The organism is Limimaricola pyoseonensis, from assembly GCF_900102015.1.
Taxonomy (GTDB): Bacteria; Pseudomonadota; Alphaproteobacteria; order Rhodobacterales; family Rhodobacteraceae; genus Limimaricola; species Limimaricola pyoseonensis.
Genome location: NZ_FNAT01000008.1, coordinates 20,464 through 37,272, shown reverse-complemented (window position 1 = coordinate 37,272; position 16,809 = coordinate 20,464). Strand labels below are relative to the sequence as shown.

Below are 16,809 nucleotides of genomic sequence, written 5' to 3'. Positions count from 1 at the left end.
ACCACAGGTCGATTATCCCCGGCTGGGACGATCTTGCAAGCCTTGCCGCGCCGGGCGGCCGGGCGCGGGCTAAAGGTGGCACGACACAATTCAAGGTTGCATATTGACCGGTGCCAACAATTGTTACTAGCTGGAGGGCAGGCGGCGCGCGCGCCGCCCGTGGGTTCTGGTTGCTCGGTTTGGTTTCATGACGGCTTCGGTCGGTGCATCGCCCCTGCTTTCCGCCGCGCCGGCCGCCGGCAGCGCCGGCCGCCGGGCCTGCGCGCGGCTGGTGCTGGTGTCGCTGGTGGTGCCCGTCGCCTTCGAGATCGCCGGCTTCCGGCTCACCCCCTCGCTGCTGGTGCTGATCGCGCTCTACCCCATGCTGCTGATGCGGGTGCTGAGCGGGCGGCTGCGGCTGGGGCTCGTGGACCTGCTCTTCGTGCTCTATGTCGGCTGGCTGTCGCTGTCGATGCTGGTCAACACGCCGGGCCGCTTCGTCGCCTATACCGGGCAGCAGGGCCTCGCCATCCTCGGCGGCTACATGGCCGGCCGGGTGCTGGTCCGCGACCGGGCGGATTTCGCCGCGCTGCTGCGCTTCCTGTTCTGGATCGTGGCGCTGAGCCTGCCCTTCGCGCTGATCGAGGCGCTGGCCGACCGGCCGCTGATCATCGAGCTGGTGCGCGACCACACGCCGTTTTCGACCTTCGTCGAGAACGACTACGAGCCGCGCCTCGGCCTCTACCGCGCGCAATGGGTCTTCGCGCACCCGATCCATTACGGCGTCTTCGCGATGCTGGCCTTCGCGCCGGTGGTCGTCGGGCTGGGGCTGGCGCCGGTGCTGCGCGGGCTCGCGGCGGTGCTGATCGGCGCGGCCTGCCTGCTGTCGGTGTCGAGCGGGCCGCTCCTGGCGCTCATGTTCCAGGGGCCGCTCTTTTTGTGGCACCGGCTGGCGGCACGGCGCAGCGCCCGGCCCTGGCGCGAGATCGGCCTCAGCCTCGGCGGGCTCTACCTGCTGCTCGACCTGCTCAGCACCAAGAACGCTCTGGTGGCGATCAGCACGCGGCTGGCGCTCGATTCCAGCACCGCGAGCTACCGCGAGCAGATCTGGCGATACGGCAGCGCGCAGGTCGCGCGCACGCCATGGCTCGGGGTGGGCGACAACTACTGGGCCCGGCCGCACTGGATGGTCAGCGCCAGCATCGACAATTTCTGGCTGCTGCTGGCGATCGTGCACGGCCTGCCGGCGCTGGTCTTCTTCGGCACGGCGCTGGGGCTCAGCCTCGTGCGGATCAACCGCCGCGAGCTCGGCCCCGACCCGGCGCTGCAGGCGCTGCGGCTGGGCTGGACGCTGGCCATGCTGGGCTGCGTGCTGGTGGCCGGCACCGTGGCGCTGTGGGGCGAGATCCTGATCTTCGTGATGCTGATGCTCGGGGCCGGGCAATGGATGCTGAACGCGCAGCCCGACCAGGGCGCCGCCACGCCCGCCACACCCAATGCCGCGCCACAACCAGACCGCGCCGGGCCGGTCTTCACCCGCTTTCCCGCCGCCGCGCCGCCGGCGCCGCGCCCCGCCCGGCGGCCGCCGGCCCTGCCCGCGCCGCGGCCGGTTCTGGCGCGCAACATCCGCCCGCTCTGGAGACGCCAGCCATGACCCTGCCCCGCTTGGGCGTCGTGATCGTCACCTACGATTCCGCCGCCGTGATCCTCGACTGCCTCGAAAGCCTGCTCGCCGCGACCGGGCTGCGGCTCGACATCGTGCTGGTCGACAACGGCTCGACCGACGGCACGCCGGCGCTGCTGCGCGGCTGGGCCGCGGGCGGCGCCCGGCCGGGCCCGGCGCCGGCGCTGCCCTTCGCGCTGGCGGCGGCCGCCCGCCCGCTGCCGCTCGACGGGGCCGAGGGGCCCTCGGGCCACGCGGTCACGCTGGTCGAGGCCGGGCTCAACGCCGGCTTCGCCGCCGGGGTGAACCGCGGCCTCGAGACGCTCGCGGCGCGGCCCGGCGGCGGGCCCGACCGGGTCTGGATCCTCAACCCCGACACCGCCGTGCCGCCCGCCACGCCGGCCGCCTTCGCCACCGCGCCGGAACCGGCGGGCGGGTTCTCGGTGATGAGCGGGCGCATGGCCTATCTCGAGACGCCCGAGCAGATCCAGATCGACGGCGGCACGCTCGACCGGCGCACCGGCGTCACCGGCAACATCCATCTCGGCCGGCCGCTGGCGGCGACGCCGCCGCCGCCGGCCGAGGCGCTGGACTTCGTGATGGGCGGCAGCATGGTCACCTCTCGCGCCTTCCGCGCCGCCGCCGGGCCGATGCCCGAGGACTACTTCCTCTATTACGAGGAGGTGGACTGGGCGATGCGCCGCGGCGCGCTGCCGATCGCCTATTGCGCCGAGGCGGTGGTCTATCACCGCGCCGGCAGCGCCATCGGCTCGCCCACGCTTGCGCGGCCGGCCTCGCCCTTCTCGCTCTACTTCAAGCATCGCGGCCGGATCCGCTTCGTGCGCCGCCACCTGCCGCGCGCCCTGCCCGGCGCGCTGGCCTATTCGCTGGCCAAGGCGGCGCAGCTCGGGCTACGCGGCTTTCGCGCCGAGGCGCGCGCGCTTCTGGCCGGCAGCCTCGGCCTGCCGCCGCCGCGCGCGGTGCGCGGCCGGCTGTCGCCCGAGGCCGCGCGCCGCGCCTTCGGCTGATTCTACAACCAAAGGTTGAGAATCAATCCGGCGATTCCCCCGCTCTTCAGACCGGCCGCGCCGGCGCCTCGCGACATAACACCGTGACCGCGCCGCCACGAATGGCGAGTTATCGCCTGTTTCGACCCATTTAGGCCCGATTCCCGGCCCCGAATTGTCCCCGCTGCGAGATCAATCTAGGCCCGCCGCGGTGACGACCCGACGCCGCGGTCCTGGTGGGGAACCCGTACGCAAGACCGACATCGCCCTGACCCCGAGCCGCCGCACGCGGCCCGGCCGACGGGCTGCGGCCGCGCGACCGGATCGCCCCGCACCACGCCACCGGCCCCAGACGCCGCCCCGATAGGAGCCTGCAATGACCCTGCCGACCACCGTCTACACCGCCGCCGCCCTGCAAGAGGCGCTCGCCACCGCCGCGCCGGGCGCCCGGATCGAGCTGGCCGGCGGCGCCTTCGGCATACTCGAACTGGCGCGCCCCGGCGCGCCCTTCCCCGCCGGCGTCACCATCGCCGCCGCCGACCCCTTCGACCCGCCGCGCTTCACCGGCGTCGTGCTCGAGCGGGTCGAGGGCGTGGTGCTCGAGGGGCTGGCGGTGGACTGGCCGGCGCTGGCCGCGGGCCCCGAGATCCGGCTGGTCGAGGCCGATGGCATCACCCTGCGCGGCACCGCGCCGCAACTGCAGGCGGCCTTCGCCGACCATTCCGGCGTCACGGTCGAGCCGGCCGCGCCCGACGCCGCCGCGCCCCGCGCCGGCCACGGCCCGCGCGAGGCCGACGCGGCGTCCTTCACACCGCTGGCCGAGCCGCAGCCGGCCCCCGCCGGCGCGATCCGCATCGAGGACGCCGAGGGGCTGGCGCGCGCGCTCGCCGCCGCGCAGGGCGGCGAGGTGCTGCTGCTCGAGGGCGGCCAGTACGGCCGGCTGGCGCTGCAGCACGGCCGGATGGGCCAGAACGCCGAGTTCGCCTCCGAGGTGGTGATCCGCTCGGCCGACCCCGACGACCCGGCGGTGTTCGACGCGGTGACGCTGCGCGGCGCCGCCAATCTCAGCCTCGAGGGCGTGGTCGTCGACTACGTCTACAGCCCCGGCGACCCGCACTGGACCCGCGCCGTCAGCATCACCGACAGCCGCGACATCGCGATCCGCGACAGCGTGATCGACGGCGACCTCGCGCGCGGCACCGGCAGCCCGGCCGACGGGCTGGCGACCGGCGGCGGCGTGCAGGTCCGGGGCGCGCAGCGGGTCACGCTCGAGGGCAACGACATCGCCCGCTTCCGCACCGGCGTCACGCTGGAGGAAAGCGCCGACCTCGTGATGCGCGGCAACGCGCTGCACCACATGCGCAACGACGCGCTCGACGTGCACCAGGTGACGGGGCTCCTGGTCGAGGACAACGTCTTCCGCGACACCTTCGGCCTGCCGGGCTGGACCGAGCATCGCGACATGATCCAGGTCTGGACCACCGGCACCACCGCGCCGAGCCGCGACGTGACGATCCGCGGCAACCTTTTCGATATCGGCGAGGGCGGCTTCACCCAGACGATCTTCATGCGCAACGAGCTGGTCGACAAGGGGCTGGCCGGGCGCGAGATGTTCTACCGCGACTTCGTGATCGAGGAGAACGTCATCCTCAACAACCACATGCACGGCATCAATGTCGGCGAGATCGACGGGCTGCTGATCCGCAACAACACCCTGCTCGAGACCCGCGGCGGCCCGCAGAGCGAGCCGTTCGAGGGCGCGCTCGGCCGGCCGTCGATCGGCGTCGCCGAGGACGCGCTGAACGTGGTGATCACCGGCAACGCCACCGGCGGCCTGCGCGGCTTTTCCGGCCAGCCGAGCTGGCAGGTCGGCGGCAATGCCGTGCTGCAGCCCGATGACCCGTCGGCGCCGGGCTTCTACGGCGATTCCTTCGTCGCCTCGACGCTGGGCGAGGCCGGTCTCGCCGTGCTGCCCGGCGGGCTGGTCGACCGGCTCGGCGTCGGCGCCGCGGCCGAGGCGCCGCAGGGGCTGGTGGCGCGGTTCCACGTCACCGCCGAGCCGGGCGAGGCGGCGCTGCGGGTCTTCGACGCGCGCCACAGCCTGCTCGACGGCGCGCCGCCGCCGGCCGGCACCCGCTACGAGTGGAGCTTCGGCGACGGCAGCCGCGCCGAGGGCATGGTGCTGCGCCATGCCTATGCCGAGGGCGGCGCGCATGACGTGGTGCTGACGCTGCGCCTGCCCGACGGGCGGCGCGCCGAGGCCGGGCTGCCGGTCGAGATCGCCGCGCCCGAGCTGTGGAGCTTCGCCGAGGCCGGGCGCGGCGCGCTCGATCTCGGGCGCGGCGTGGCGCTCGAGGTGGCGCGCGCCGAGGTGGCGCCGATGCTCACCGCCGAGGAATACGAGATCGCCTTCGCGGTCGCGGGCCGCGGGGCGGGCGAGCTGTTCCGCCTGCAGGGCAGCTTCAGCGCCCAGATCGACCGCAGCGGCCGGCTGGTGTTCCGCGCCAGCGACGCCGCGGGCGAGGAGACGCGGCTGGTCTCCGGGCCGGGCCTTGCCGACGGGGCGCGCCACGAGGTGGCGCTGCGCTACGAGGCGGGCCGGCTCGAGCTTTGGGTCGACGGCGCCCGCGCCGCTGCCGAAGAGGCCGGGCCGCTGGCGCGCGACGGCGCGCATGACCTGACCTTCGGCCACCCCTGGGGCGGCGCCAATTTCGACGGCCGGATCACCGGTTTCGCGCTCACGCAGAACGCCTCCGACTTCCCCGAACGGCCCGAGACGGAGGTGATCACCCCCGGCGCGCCGGCGCCAGAGACGCCCGAAACCCCGGCCACGCCGCCGCAATCGGGCACCCAGCCCGACCCCGTGCCCTCCCCCGGCATCGAGCCCGGCATGGAGCCCGCGCCCGGGTCCGGGCCCGCGCCGCAGCCGCTGCCGGATCTGGACGAGGCCGCGCTCGACGCGCTGCTGCTCGACTTCGCGGCCGGGCGCGGCTTCACCGCCCATGGCGACGCCGGGCCGGTCGATCTGGGCGGGCCGGTCGCGGCCGACGGCATGGCGCTCGCCCCCACCGGGACGGCGGCGCGCGTGGCGCTCGAGCATGTCGACGACATCCTCGGGGCCGACAGCTTCGCCATCGACCTCGCCTTCACCGGCGAGGGCCATGGCGACCTGTTCCGCCGACAGGGCAGCCTCGTGGTGGTGGTCGATTCCCATGGCGAGCTGCGGGTCCGCGCCACCAGCGACGACGGCACCGTCACGGTGCTCGAATCCGAGGACGCGCCGGTCGATGACGGGCTGCGCCACGAGATGGCGCTGCGCTTCGATGCCGGGCGGCTGACGCTGTGGCTCGACGGCGTGCTCGAGGACGAGGCGCGCATGGACCCGCTGTCGCAGAACGGCCGGCACGACCTGACCTTCGGCCACAGCTGGGGCGGCCGCAACTTCGACGCGGTGATCGACGCCTTCGCGATCCGCAGCGAGGCGCCGGCCTATGCCCATGCCGCCCATGCCGACGAGGCGACGGAGGCGCTTCTGCTGTGCGAGATGGGCTGCCTCGCTCAGGCGGTGCCCGAGCAGTTCTTCCCGCTGGGCTGAACCGCCGCATCCGGGGCCGGCGCCGCCGCCGCGTAAGCCGCGAGCAGCGCCGGCACCTGGCCGTCCCAGCCGAGGTCGCGCACCACCCGCGTCCGGCCGGCCCGGCCCATCCGCGCCCGCAGCGCCGGATCGGCCAAGAGCCGGGCGATCTGCGCCGCCATGTCGGCGGCGTCGTTGGGCCGCGCGTAGAGCGAGGCCGGCCCGGCGCTGACCCGGCCCTCCGTCACCTCGAACTGCACGATCGGCTGGCCGAAGGCCATGTATTCCATGATCTTGTTCATGGTCGACTTGTCGTTCATCGGGTTCACCCGGTCGGGGTTCACGCAGAGATCGGCCGAGGAGAGCACCTCGAACAGCACCTCGTCCGGGGCCCGGCCGGTGAAGGTGACGTGGTCCTCGAGACCCAGCCGCGCCGACAGCGCCTCGAGCGCCGCGCGCTCGGGCCCGCCGCCGACCAGCACCAGCTGCACCGACAGCCCGCGCTCATGCACCAGAAGCCGCATCGCCTCGAGCAGCAGGTCGATCCCCTCCTGCGCGCCCATCACGCCGACATAGCCGATCAGGTGGTCGCGCCCGCGCGCCCAGGCCCGGTTCGGCGCCACACGCCGCAGCCGGTTGAGATCGGGCCCCGAGCGCACCACGAAGACCTCGCTTGCGCGCTTGCCGCCGCGCGCGCGGGCGATCTCGCGGTAGCTCTCGTTGGTCGAGATCACCACGTCGGCGGCGCGGAAGGTCAGCCGCTCGAAGGCGCGGGTCAGCCGCCAGAGCCAGCCGCGTTTGCCGAACTTGGCCTCGAACAGCTCTGGCATGATGTCGTGGTGGTCGAAGACGAAGCGCTTGCCCAGAAGCTTGAAGGGCCAGGCCACGAGGAAGATGAGGTCGGGCGGGTTGCAGGCCTGGATCGTGTCGAAGCCGTGCCGGCGCAGCACCTTCAGCGCCAGCCGCGCCTCGTGCCACAGCGCCGCCCCGTATTCGAGCAGGTAGCCCGCCGCGCCGCGCGCCTCGAAGGGCAGCGGGTGGCGGTAGATGTGCACGCCCTCGATCCGCTCGTAGGGCGCCTCGAAGCCGCGGCCCTTGGGGCAGATCACCGCCACCTCGGCGCCGGCGGCGCGCAGCGTCAGGCATTCCTGCCAGACGCGGCGGTCGAAGGGCAGAGGCAGGTTCTCGACGATGATCAGCACGCGCCGCCCGGCCATCGGCCGGCCCGCGCGCGCGGCGTCGAGATGCGGCGTCGGCAGCGCCCGCTCGAGCGCGGTCACGCCAGCGCCCCGCAATCGAAGGTCTCGGCCCCGGGCGGTAGCCGCACCTCCCGCGCCGTGGCGTTCGACAGCAGGATCCGGTCATAGCGCCGCGCCTCGGCCGAACCGCGCGGGATCAAGAGCCGCTCGAGCTGCGGCAGCTGGCTGTAGGCATAGCCGAGATTGGCGCCGAGCAGCATGTCGGCGCGGATCGCCGGGTCGTAGATGTCGAGCGCGTAACCCGCGGCCAAGAGCTTGCGCGCCAGATCGACATTGGGGCTTTCGCGCAGGTCGTCGGTGCCGGCCTTGAAGGCGAGCCCGACCATCAGGAGACTTGCGCCGGGCGCCAGCCCGCGCGTCGCGGCGGCGAAGAGCGCGTTCTTGTGCGCCTCGTTCGAGCGCAGCAGGCTGTCGATCAAGGGCAGGTTGGCGCCGATATCGGCGCCCAGATGCTGCAGCGCGCGCACGTCCTTGGGCAGGCAGGACCCGCCGAAGGCGCCGCCCGGCCGGGTGTAGCAGGCCGAGATGTTGAGCTTGGTGTCGGAGACGAAGATCTCGTGCACCCGCGTGGCCGAGAGCCCGGCCGAAAGGCAGACCCGCCCGACCTCGTTGGCGAAGGCCACCTTCACCGCGTGCCAGGAATTGTCGACGAACTTGGTGATCTCGGCCTCGCCGAAGCCGGTGCGGAAGACCGGGGCGTCGATGCCGTCATTGAGCGCCTCCATCGCCGGCACGGGGGCGGCGCTTTCGGTGCCGAGCACGATCTTGGGCGGGGCGAAGTAGTCCGCGACCGCGCTGCCCTCGCGCAGGAATTCGGGGTTGTAGACCAGGTCGACCCCCGGCGCGCCGGCGCCCAGCACGCCCTCGAAGATCGGCCGGATCAGCTGCGCCGTGGTGCCGGGGCGGATGGTCGAGCGGTAGACCACCGCCAGCGGCGGCCCGGCCGGGCGGCGCGCCACCGCCTGCGCGATCTGGCGGCTGACCTCGGCGATGTAGCCCATGTTGTGCGCGCCGTCGGCGGCCGAGGGCGTGCCGACGCAGACCAGCGCCAGGTCGGCCCGGTCCAGCGCATCCCCGATGTCGCCCTGCGCCGTCAGCCGGCCCTCTTCCACGGCGGCGGCGATCATCGGCTCGAGCCCCGGCTCGAGGATCGGCGAGCGGCCGGCGTTCAGCGTCGCGACCTTGTCGCGGTTGACGTCGATCCCGACCACCTCGTGGCCGCAGCGCGCGATGCAGCCGACCGCCGTGGCGCCGACATATCCCAGACCGAAGACGACGACCTTCATGCGAACCGCTCCCACCAAGCACAACTTTAACGTGTACGAGGCTCGGTCAGAACAAATCGCCTGTCAAGCTGGTCGGTCGTGGATTTTGTCTACCTCAGGTTGTTCCACGCTTCGTCGGCATAAGCGCCGCCGCCGCGGCGCCGGCCAGCGCGCCGCCCAGATGGGTCTGCCAGGCGAGCTGGCCGTCGGCCATGACCCAGCCGAGCAGGTTCACCGCCACCAAGAGCAGCAGCCAGCCGCCGATCCAGCGCCACAGCCGCCGCCCCGCCCGCGCCCGCGCCCCCAGCGCCACCCAGGCGCCGGCCAGCCCGAACACCGCGCCAGAGGCCCCGACCATCGGCTCGGGCGCGCGCGACAGAAGCGCGAAGCCCGCGCCGCCGCCCAGCACCCCGGCCAGCCAGACCGCCAGCAGCCCGCGCGCCGCCAGCCGCGCCAAGAGCGGCGGGCCGAGCCAGGCCAGCCCCGACAGGTTGCCCAGAAGGTGCAGCGGCCCGGCATGCCAGATCGAGTAGCTCAGGAACATCAGCGCCGGCTGCACGGCGTAGTTGGGCCGCCAGTCATGCAGGAGCCCGACCCAGAAGGCGCCGTTCTGGTAGGCGCGGGCGCGCCAGATCGCGGCGCCGCCGAGATCGGCGAGGCTGAGCGCCAGCTCGGGCAGCACCAGCGCCAGCGCCAGCAGCCACAGCACCGCGGCGCGGCCGCCGCGGGGCGCCGGGGCGGCCGCGCTCACCGGAGCCGCCCCGGACGGGCGGGCCGGTGGCGCGCGCAACTCATGGTTGCGCTTTGTCGTTGACATTCGCGCTTCGGGCGCGGCATCGTTGAGCGTGGCTGCATGGTTCGACACGTTTTCCGGGACCCCCATGACCCTGCCCCTCCTCATCGCCGCTGTCTATGCGACCATCGCCGCCCTCGCGGTCGGCGCGACGCTGCGCGAGGCCGCCCGCAAGGGCCGCGCCCGCACGCCGCTGTGCCTTCTGGGATGCCTCGCCTGCCTGTTCTGGCTGCCGCTGCTCCTCGCCGCCTTTACGGCGCAGCGATCCGCGCCGCGATACCGCCGGCTCATTCGGGGATGAAGCGCGGCAGCCGCGGCAGCAGCTCGGCCATCAGCCCCTGCAACCGCGCCTCGGCCGCCGCCACGCTTTCCTGCGGGCCGATCGGCGTGACGAAGCGCACCAGCGCGCCGTCGCTGCGCCCGCGCGTCAGCCCGTCCCACAGCACGCTGGCCTTGGCGGCATAGTCGCCGGTCATGCGCCGGCCGCGCTGCTCGAACCAGTAATAGACCAGCTGCCGCGACAGGCCGTTGCGGATCACCGCGCGGTTCACCGCGAAATCGCCGTAGACCGTGCCGGGGAAGGACACCGCCGCCGGCTCGATCGCCGAGACCTCCCAGCCGCCGACCGGCAGGCAGACCTCGGGCGAATGGATGCCCGAGCCTTCGGTCTGGCGCGCGTACCAGGCCGAGAAGAAGTTGACCGGCGCCGCCATGCCCGGCGCGGCATAGGTGATGTCGATGTAGTCGTCGGCGGCCAGCACCGCCTCGACCTCCGGCTCGAGCGGGCGGGCCGCGCCCGACCAGTCGCCGGCCATGCGTGGAAACAGCGCGAAGCCGTCGCGCGCGGGCGGCGTGGCGTCGCGCGCCGGCGCGGCCCAAAGGAGCACCGCGAGGCCGAGCGTCGCCAGAGCCCCGATGCCCAGCCCGCGCGTCGGCGCGATCCGCCCCAGCCGCGCGGCGGGCTCGCTTAAGCCCCCGAAGTCGAGATCGACGGCGCGGCGCATCGGCAGCGGGTCCGGCGTCAGCCGCTGCAGCGCCACCGCCATGGAAAAGAGCACCGCGATGCAGGCGCCGAAGATCACCCAGCCCTCGAAGAAGTGCAGGAACCCCTCCGCCTGGCCGATGCCGTAGCGGTTGACCAGAAGCGCGATCATGCCGATGCGGAACGAGTTCATCAGCACCGTCAGCGGCGCGGCGGCCAGAAACAGCACCACCTTGTGCCACATCGGCCCGCGATAGAGGATCGCGAAGAGGTAGGAAAAGCTCAGGATCGGGAACAGGTAGCGCAGCCCCGAACAGGCCTCGGCCACCTGCAGCTTGTAGACGCCGAGGTCGATGACGTTGCCCTCGAGAAACACCGGGATGCCCGCCAGCTCGACCATCGCCACGCCGAGATGCGAGGAAACGAGCTGCAGGAAGATGGTGAGCTTCCAGTAGAGGAACTGCGGCAAGGGCAGCATGAAGACGAGGTGCAGCACCGGCAGCTGGTGGCGCCGGCCGCGCGCCCAGCCCATGCAGACCAGCACCAACCCCGAGATCCACAGGATCAGCGCGTAGGTGACGATGTCGGGGATCCGCACGAGGTTGCCGAACAGCGCCAGCGCCAGCGCGCCCGCCATCACCCACAGCCCCGGCCGCCGGTCTGGCCGGGCCGGTCGCGCAAGCGGGGCGTCGCGCAGCTCGCGCAGGAACAGGTAGAGCGAGATCAGCGGGATCAGCGGCCCGTGACTGTATTCCGGCGTCATCCAAGCCGCGCCGAGCGAGGCCAGCCCGATCCAGAACACCGGCAGCGCCGCGCCGATGAGCAGCGCCATCAGCGCCAGCCCGCCGGGCTCGAGCCGCAATTGCGGGGGAAAGAGCGGCAGGGGGCGGCGCAGCGGCGACTGGAGTGACATGGCGAACCCGGGAAAACTGGCAAGAACGAAGACGCGAAGCGGGCCCGGCGCGGCAGGCGCGCCGGGCCGGAACTCAGATGCGGCGCGCCCCCCGCGCCCGGCGCAGCCCGGCCATCCCGGCCAGACCCGCGAGCAGCAGCCAGCCCGCCGCCGGCAGCGGGATCGGCGCCGGCGCGCCGTAGAAGCTGACATGCGAGATCGCCGGCCGGTTGCCGCCGTTGTTGATCAGCCCGGCCGTGCCCACCTGCCCCGACAGCGTGCCGGCGGCGATCTCGTAGAGCTTGTGGGCCTGCGCGCCCTTCACCGCGATCCGGGTCGGGAACAGCAGCTCGGCACCGCCGAGCCCGGTCACCGCGCCGGGGTCGAAGCTCCAGTCGACGGTGAAGGCGTCGAGGAAGCTCACCGTGAAAGCGGCGGTGTAGTCGCCGGGCGAGGCGCTGTCCTCCCAGTCGTCGCAGAGATCGCCGGCCGCGCCGCCCTCGTCGCATTTGGCGAGCGGGGCCGCGTCGGGATAGCCGATGGCGAAGGGGTCGTTGCCGGGCACGATCACGGCGGCGGCGGCGGAGAACGGCACCAGCAGGACAAGAAGACCGGCCGACAGGACGTTTCGAACACGCATCACCAGGCACCTCGACAACCACGAACCCGCGGGGCAAACGCGGCGCCCGCGATCGCAGCCTAGCAAGTTCAACCCCAGATTGCATCAAGTTTGTGCGGCTCCCGGACCGACGGGCGGGTCGCGCCCCGCCCTGCCCTCTCGACGCGGGGCCGGTGCCGGGGTTAGCCTTCGACATGCCGTGATCGATCGGCGCCGGCCCCCGCGCCGCCCACCCGTTTGAAGAGTGAGTTGCTCTATGACCACGATCACCCCAGTCCTTCTGTGCGGCGGCAACGGCACCCGGCTCTGGCCGCTGTCGCGCAAGAGCTACCCCAAGCAGTTCGTGCCGCTGACCGGCACCGAGACGCTGTTCCAGGCCTCGGCGCGCCGGCTCTCGGGGCGCGGGCTCGGGCCGCGGCAGCGGGTCGACTTCGCCGCGCCGCTGACGCTGACCAACACCGATTTCCGCTTCATCGTCACCGAGCAGCTCGGCCTCGCCGGCATCGATCCCGGCCCGGTGCTGATCGAGCCCGAAAGCCGCAACACCGCCCCCGCCATCCTCGCCGCGGCGCTGCATCTCGAGGCGCACCACCCCGGCGCGGTGATGCTGGTCGCGCCGTCGGACCACGTGATCCCCGACGCGGACGCCTTCCACGCCGCCGTGGCCGAGGGGCTGAAGGCGGTGGCCGAGGGGCAGATCGTCACCTTCGGCATCCGCCCGACCCGGCCCGAGACCGGCTATGGCTACCTCGAATGCGAGGCCGGCGAGGACGGCGCCGCCCGGCCGCTGGCGCGCTTCGTCGAGAAGCCCGACGCCGCCACCGCCGAGAAGATGCTCGCCTCCGGCCATTTCCTGTGGAACGCCGGCATCTTCATGGCCGCCGCCGCCGACATGGTCGCGGCCTTCCGCGCGCATGCGCCGGGCCTCTGCCCGCCGGTCGAGGCGGCGCTGGCGCGCGCCAAGACCGATCTCGGCTTCCTCAGGCTCGACCCCGAGGCCTGGGCCGGCGCCGAGGACGTCTCGATCGACTACGCGGTGATGGAGAAGGCGGCCAATCTCTCGGTCGTGCCCTACGAGGGCGAATGGTCCGATCTCGGCGGCTGGGACGCGGTCTGGCGCGAGGGCGGGCCCGACGCGGCGGGCGTCGTCACCTCCCAGAACGCCACCGCGATCGAGTGCCGCGACACGCTCCTGCGCTCGGAAAGCGAGCGGCTGGAGATCGTCGGCATCGGGCTCGAGCACGTGATCGCGGTGGCCACCCGCGACGCGGTGCTGGTGGCCGACATGCGCCGCGCGCAGGACGTCAAGCAGGCGGTCGCGGCCCTCAAGGCCAAGGGCGCGGCGCAGGCGGTGAGCCACCCCAAGGACCACCGCCCATGGGGCTGGTTCGAAAGCCTCGTCACGGGCCCGCGCTTCCAGGTCAAGCGCATCCTCGTGCATCCGGGCGCCGCGCTCAGCCTGCAGAGCCACCACCACCGCTCCGAGCACTGGATCGTGGTCGAGGGCACGGCGCGGGTGACGGTGGACCAGGAGGTCAAGCTCGTGACCGAGAACCAGTCGGTCTACATCCCGCTCGGCGCCACGCACCGCATGGAAAACCCCGGCAAGGTGCCGATGGTGCTGATCGAGGTGCAGACCGGCGCCTATGTCGGCGAGGACGACATCATCCGCTACGAGGACGTGTACGCTCGCGGCTGACCGCCCGGCCGAGCGCACGTCCGAACGTACGCCTGAGCGCCCCTCCGAACGCATGGCCGGACGCGCGAGGAACCGCGCGCCCCGGCTTGCCGTTGGCCCCGCGACGGAAGGGCCGAAGGCGGCCCGCGGCGGCAAGCGGAGGCGCGCATGGGCGACAGGCTGAAGGACAAGGTGGCGATCCTCACCGGCTCGGAATCCGGCATCGGTCAGGCGATCGCCATGGCCTTCGCGCGCGAGGGCGCCGATTGCGTGCTGGGCTACCATTCCAACACCGAGGGCGCGGAGGAGACCCGCGACGCGGTGCGCGCGGCCGGCCGCGCCGCGGTGATCGTGAAATGCGACCACACCCAGCCCGACGACGTCGAGCGCCTGTTCGCGACCTGCGCCGACACCTTCGGCGCGCCCGAGATCCTCGTGAACTCGGCCGGGCTCGACGCACCGGGCGTCGAACTGGCGGAGATGGACGACGCCACGTGGGACAAGATGCTGAAGACCGACCTCTTCGGCCCCTTCCTGTGCTGCCGCGCCTTCATCCGCGCCCGCCGCGCCGCCGGCGGCGGCGGCCGGATCGTCAACATCTCCTCGGTGCACGAGGAGATCGCCCGCCCCGCCTCGGCCGCCTATGACGCGGCCAAGGGCGGGCTGAAGATGCTGACCCGCACGCTCTGCCTCGAGCTCGCCCCCGACCGGATCGCGGTCAACAACATCGCGCCCGGCATGATCCTGACCAAGATGAACCAGGAGGCGATGGACAACCCCAAACAGCTCGAGCGCCAGACCCGCAACATCCCGTGGAAGCGCGCCGGCCGCCCCGAGGAGGTCGCGCACATGGCGGTCTACCTCGCCTCGCCCGAGGCCGACTACGTCACCGGCCAGAGCTTCGTCATCGATGGCGGGCTGTCGCTGAACGTGGGCCAGGGGGCCTGAGCCCGGCATGGCGGGCCGCGACGACGACATGCCGCGCAAGATCGCCCACCCGGCGCTGGGGCTTCTGGCGCTGATCGCGGTGGTGCTGGCGGGCTGGGCGCTGCACGCGATGCAGTCGGTCTTCCTGCCGATCGTCTTCGCCACCTTCCTCGCGCTGCTCCTGGCCCCGCTCGACGGCGGCGCGGCGCGGCTGGCGGGCGGGCGGCGCTGGGTCGGCCACGTCGCGGCGATGCTGGCGCTCGCCGCCGCGCTGCTGGCCTTCCTCGGCGTGCTCTGGCTCGCCGCGCAGCAGTTCCTCGACCGCTTTCCCGCGCATGAGGCGCAGCAGGCGATGGAGCAGCTTTCGGGCGAGGACGCCTCCGGTGCCTCGGGCGCTTCCGGCGCCGCCGACATCGCCGCCGGCGCGGCCTTCGAGAGCGCGATCGAGGCGACGCCGGGCGCCGGCCTCAACCCCGAGCGGGCGCCCGCGCCCGGCACCGGCCCCGACGGCGGCGGGGGCAGCGGCACGGCCACAGGCCTCGTCGAGCAGATCCGCGAGATGGCGGGCGGCGGCGGCTTGGGCGGCACGCTGGTGCAGCGCGCCTCGGGCCTTGCCACCACGGTGCTCTCGACCACCTCGGGCATCATGCTGGCGCTGGTGCTGGTGTTCTTCCTGACGCTTTTGATGCTGATCGAGGCGCCGCGCTGGCACGCCAAGCTCGCCGCCGCCACCCGGCCCGAGCGGCGCGCCGAGGTCACGGGCTCGGTCGCGCTGGTGGCCAGCAAGCTGCGGCGCTACCTCGCGGTGCGCTTCGTGCTGGGCGTGGCGACGGCGCTGCTCTACACCGGCTGGCTGTGGCTCTTCGGGGTCGACCTGCTGCTGGTCTGGGCGCTCCTGACCTTCGTGCTGAACTTCGTGCCCTCGATCGGCTCGCTGATCTCGGGCATCCTGCCGGTGATCTACGCCTTCGCCACCCGCGACCCCTGGACCGCGATGGCGATCGGCGCGGGCTTGCTGGTGATCGAGCAGGTGATGGGCAACTTCGTCGACCCGCGCGTGCAGGGGCGGCAGCTGTCGATCTCGGCGCTGGTGATCCTGTCGGCGCTGCTGTTCTGGGGCTGGGTCTGGGGCGTCGCGGGCGCGGTGCTGGCGGTGCCGATCACCATGGTGGTGATGGTCGCCTGCGCGCATGTCCCCGCCCTGCGCTGGATCGCGCTCTTCCTGTCGGGCGAGACCGATTACGAGGGCGTCGACGCCCGGCTCGGCGCCCCGGGCGAGGCCGGGGCGCGCGAGTGATCACTTCGGGAAGACGACCGTCCGCCCGTCGTTCAGAAGCACCCGCCGGTCGAGATGCAGCGCCACCGCGCGGGCCAGCACGCGCCGCTCGATGTCGCGGCCCTTGGCCACGAGATCGTCGGGCGTGTCGGCATGGGTCACGTGCTCGACGTCCTGTGAGATGATCGGCCCCTCGTCGAGATCCTCGGTCACGTAATGCGCGGTCGCGCCGATCATCTTCACGCCGCGCGCATGCGCCTGGTGGTAGGGCTTGGCGCCCTTGAAGCCCGGCAGGAAGGAATGGTGGATGTTGATGCAGCGCCCCGACAGCCACGCCGACATCTCGTCGCTGAGGATCTGCATGTAGCGCGCCAGCACCACCAGCTCGGCCCCCGTCTCCTCGACCAGCGCCCGGATCTCGGCCTCCTGCTGCGGCTTGGTCTCGCGGGTGATCGGCAGGTGGTGATAGGGCACGCCCGCCGGCAGGTTGACGCTGAGCACCTCCTGCGGGTGGTTGCCCGCGACGGCCACGAGATCCATCGGCATCTCGCCGATGCGCCAGCGGTAGAGCAGGTCGGCGAGGCAGTGGTCGAACTTCGACACCAGGATCAGCACCTTCGGCCGGTGGTCCTGCGGCGCCAGATGCCACTCCATGCCGAAGGCGGTGCCGATCCCGTCCATCTTGGCGCGGAACCTGCCGTCACCGCCGGTCTCCTGCGGCAGGCGGAAGGCCACGCGCATGAAGAAGGTGCCGGTCAGCGGATCGTCGAACTGCCGCGCCTCGGTGATGTCGCCGGCGCAGTCGGCCAGCGCGGTGGCGACGGCGGCGACGATGCCGGGGCGGTTGCGGCAGGTCAGCGTCAGGATATGGGTGGTCATCGGCGTGTCGTCCCCC

Annotated in this window: 13 protein-coding genes; 7 read left to right on the top strand and 6 right to left on the bottom strand. The window is 72.8% G+C overall.

Annotation, left to right across the window (positions count from 1 at the left end; genetic code table 11):
• Positions 1–187 precede the first annotated feature (187 nt).
• The 3 genes from BLT43_RS15135 to BLT43_RS15125 all read left to right on the top strand — a co-directional run bounded on the left by BLT43_RS15135 (position 188) and on the right by BLT43_RS15125 (position 6,244).
• The gene (locus BLT43_RS15135) at positions 188–1,633 is read left to right on the top strand and encodes an O-antigen ligase family protein (protein WP_090114176.1); all 1,446 of its coding nucleotides are present in this window, start codon (positions 188–190) and stop codon (positions 1,631–1,633) included.
• Positions 1,630–2,670, top strand: coding sequence for a glycosyltransferase family 2 protein (locus tag BLT43_RS15130; RefSeq protein WP_165612633.1), 1,041 nt, complete (start codon positions 1,630–1,632; stop codon positions 2,668–2,670). The genes BLT43_RS15135 and BLT43_RS15130 overlap by 4 nt, the downstream gene beginning before the upstream one ends.
• A gap of 355 nt (positions 2,671–3,025) precedes the next feature.
• A complete protein-coding gene (locus BLT43_RS15125; protein ID WP_090114174.1) occupies positions 3,026–6,244 on the top strand; it encodes a LamG-like jellyroll fold domain-containing protein in 3,219 nt (1,072 codons plus the stop codon).
• On the opposite strand, the gene BLT43_RS15120 is transcribed toward BLT43_RS15125, so the two are convergent.
• From BLT43_RS15120 to BLT43_RS15110, 3 genes are all read right to left on the bottom strand, one after another.
• Positions 6,208–7,503: a glycosyltransferase family 4 protein gene (locus BLT43_RS15120; RefSeq protein ID WP_242652311.1), complete on the bottom strand. Its 1,296-nt coding sequence runs from the start codon at positions 7,501–7,503 to the stop codon at positions 6,208–6,210. The genes BLT43_RS15125 and BLT43_RS15120 overlap by 37 nt on opposite strands.
• On the bottom strand, positions 7,500–8,768 hold the full coding sequence (locus tag BLT43_RS15115; protein WP_090114173.1) for a nucleotide sugar dehydrogenase: 1,269 nt from the start codon (positions 8,766–8,768) through the stop codon (positions 7,500–7,502). Before BLT43_RS15115 ends, BLT43_RS15120 begins: the two co-directional genes overlap by 4 nt.
• Before the next feature lie 94 nt (positions 8,769–8,862).
• Positions 8,863–9,498 (bottom strand): rhomboid family intramembrane serine protease, encoded by a 636-nt coding sequence (locus BLT43_RS15110; RefSeq protein WP_110559023.1) that lies wholly within the window; start codon positions 9,496–9,498, stop codon positions 8,863–8,865.
• Between the two features lie 130 nt (positions 9,499–9,628).
• Between BLT43_RS15110 and BLT43_RS15105 the strand changes: the two genes are divergently transcribed.
• On the top strand, positions 9,629–9,841 hold the full coding sequence (locus BLT43_RS15105) for a hypothetical protein (RefSeq protein ID WP_090114171.1): 213 nt from the start codon (positions 9,629–9,631) through the stop codon (positions 9,839–9,841).
• Here the strand turns inward: BLT43_RS15105 and xrtD are convergent.
• Together xrtD and BLT43_RS15095 are read right to left on the bottom strand one after the other, a co-directional pair.
• Entirely contained in the window at positions 9,828–11,435 is a 1,608-nt protein-coding gene (gene xrtD / locus BLT43_RS15100; RefSeq protein WP_090114170.1) for a VPLPA-CTERM-specific exosortase XrtD, read from the bottom strand. The genes BLT43_RS15105 and xrtD overlap by 14 nt on opposite strands.
• Before the next feature lie 73 nt (positions 11,436–11,508).
• Positions 11,509–12,054 carry a VPLPA-CTERM sorting domain-containing protein gene (locus tag BLT43_RS15095; RefSeq protein ID WP_090114169.1) on the bottom strand — a complete coding sequence of 182 codons (546 nt, stop codon included), beginning with the start codon at positions 12,052–12,054 and terminating at the stop codon, positions 11,509–11,511.
• A gap of 235 nt (positions 12,055–12,289) precedes the next feature.
• Here BLT43_RS15095 and BLT43_RS15090 point away from each other — a divergent pair, with 235 nt between their 5' ends.
• The 3 genes from BLT43_RS15090 (at position 12,290) to BLT43_RS15080 (ending at position 15,935) form a co-directional block, all read left to right on the top strand.
• A complete protein-coding gene (locus BLT43_RS15090; RefSeq protein WP_090114168.1) occupies positions 12,290–13,732 on the top strand; it encodes a mannose-1-phosphate guanylyltransferase/mannose-6-phosphate isomerase in 1,443 nt (480 codons plus the stop codon).
• A 147-nt stretch (positions 13,733–13,879) separates the two neighbouring features.
• Positions 13,880–14,659 carry a glucose 1-dehydrogenase gene (locus BLT43_RS15085; protein WP_090114167.1) on the top strand — a complete coding sequence of 260 codons (780 nt, stop codon included), beginning with the start codon at positions 13,880–13,882 and terminating at the stop codon, positions 14,657–14,659.
• Between the two features lie 7 nt (positions 14,660–14,666).
• Positions 14,667–15,935, top strand: a complete 1,269-nt coding sequence (locus BLT43_RS15080; protein WP_090114166.1) for an AI-2E family transporter — start codon at positions 14,667–14,669, stop codon at positions 15,933–15,935.
• Here the strand turns inward: BLT43_RS15080 and purU are convergent, their stop codons facing one another.
• Positions 15,936–16,793: a formyltetrahydrofolate deformylase gene (gene purU / locus BLT43_RS15075; RefSeq protein WP_090114163.1), complete on the bottom strand. Its 858-nt coding sequence runs from the start codon at positions 16,791–16,793 to the stop codon at positions 15,936–15,938.
• Between the last annotated feature and the right edge of the window lie 16 nt (positions 16,794–16,809).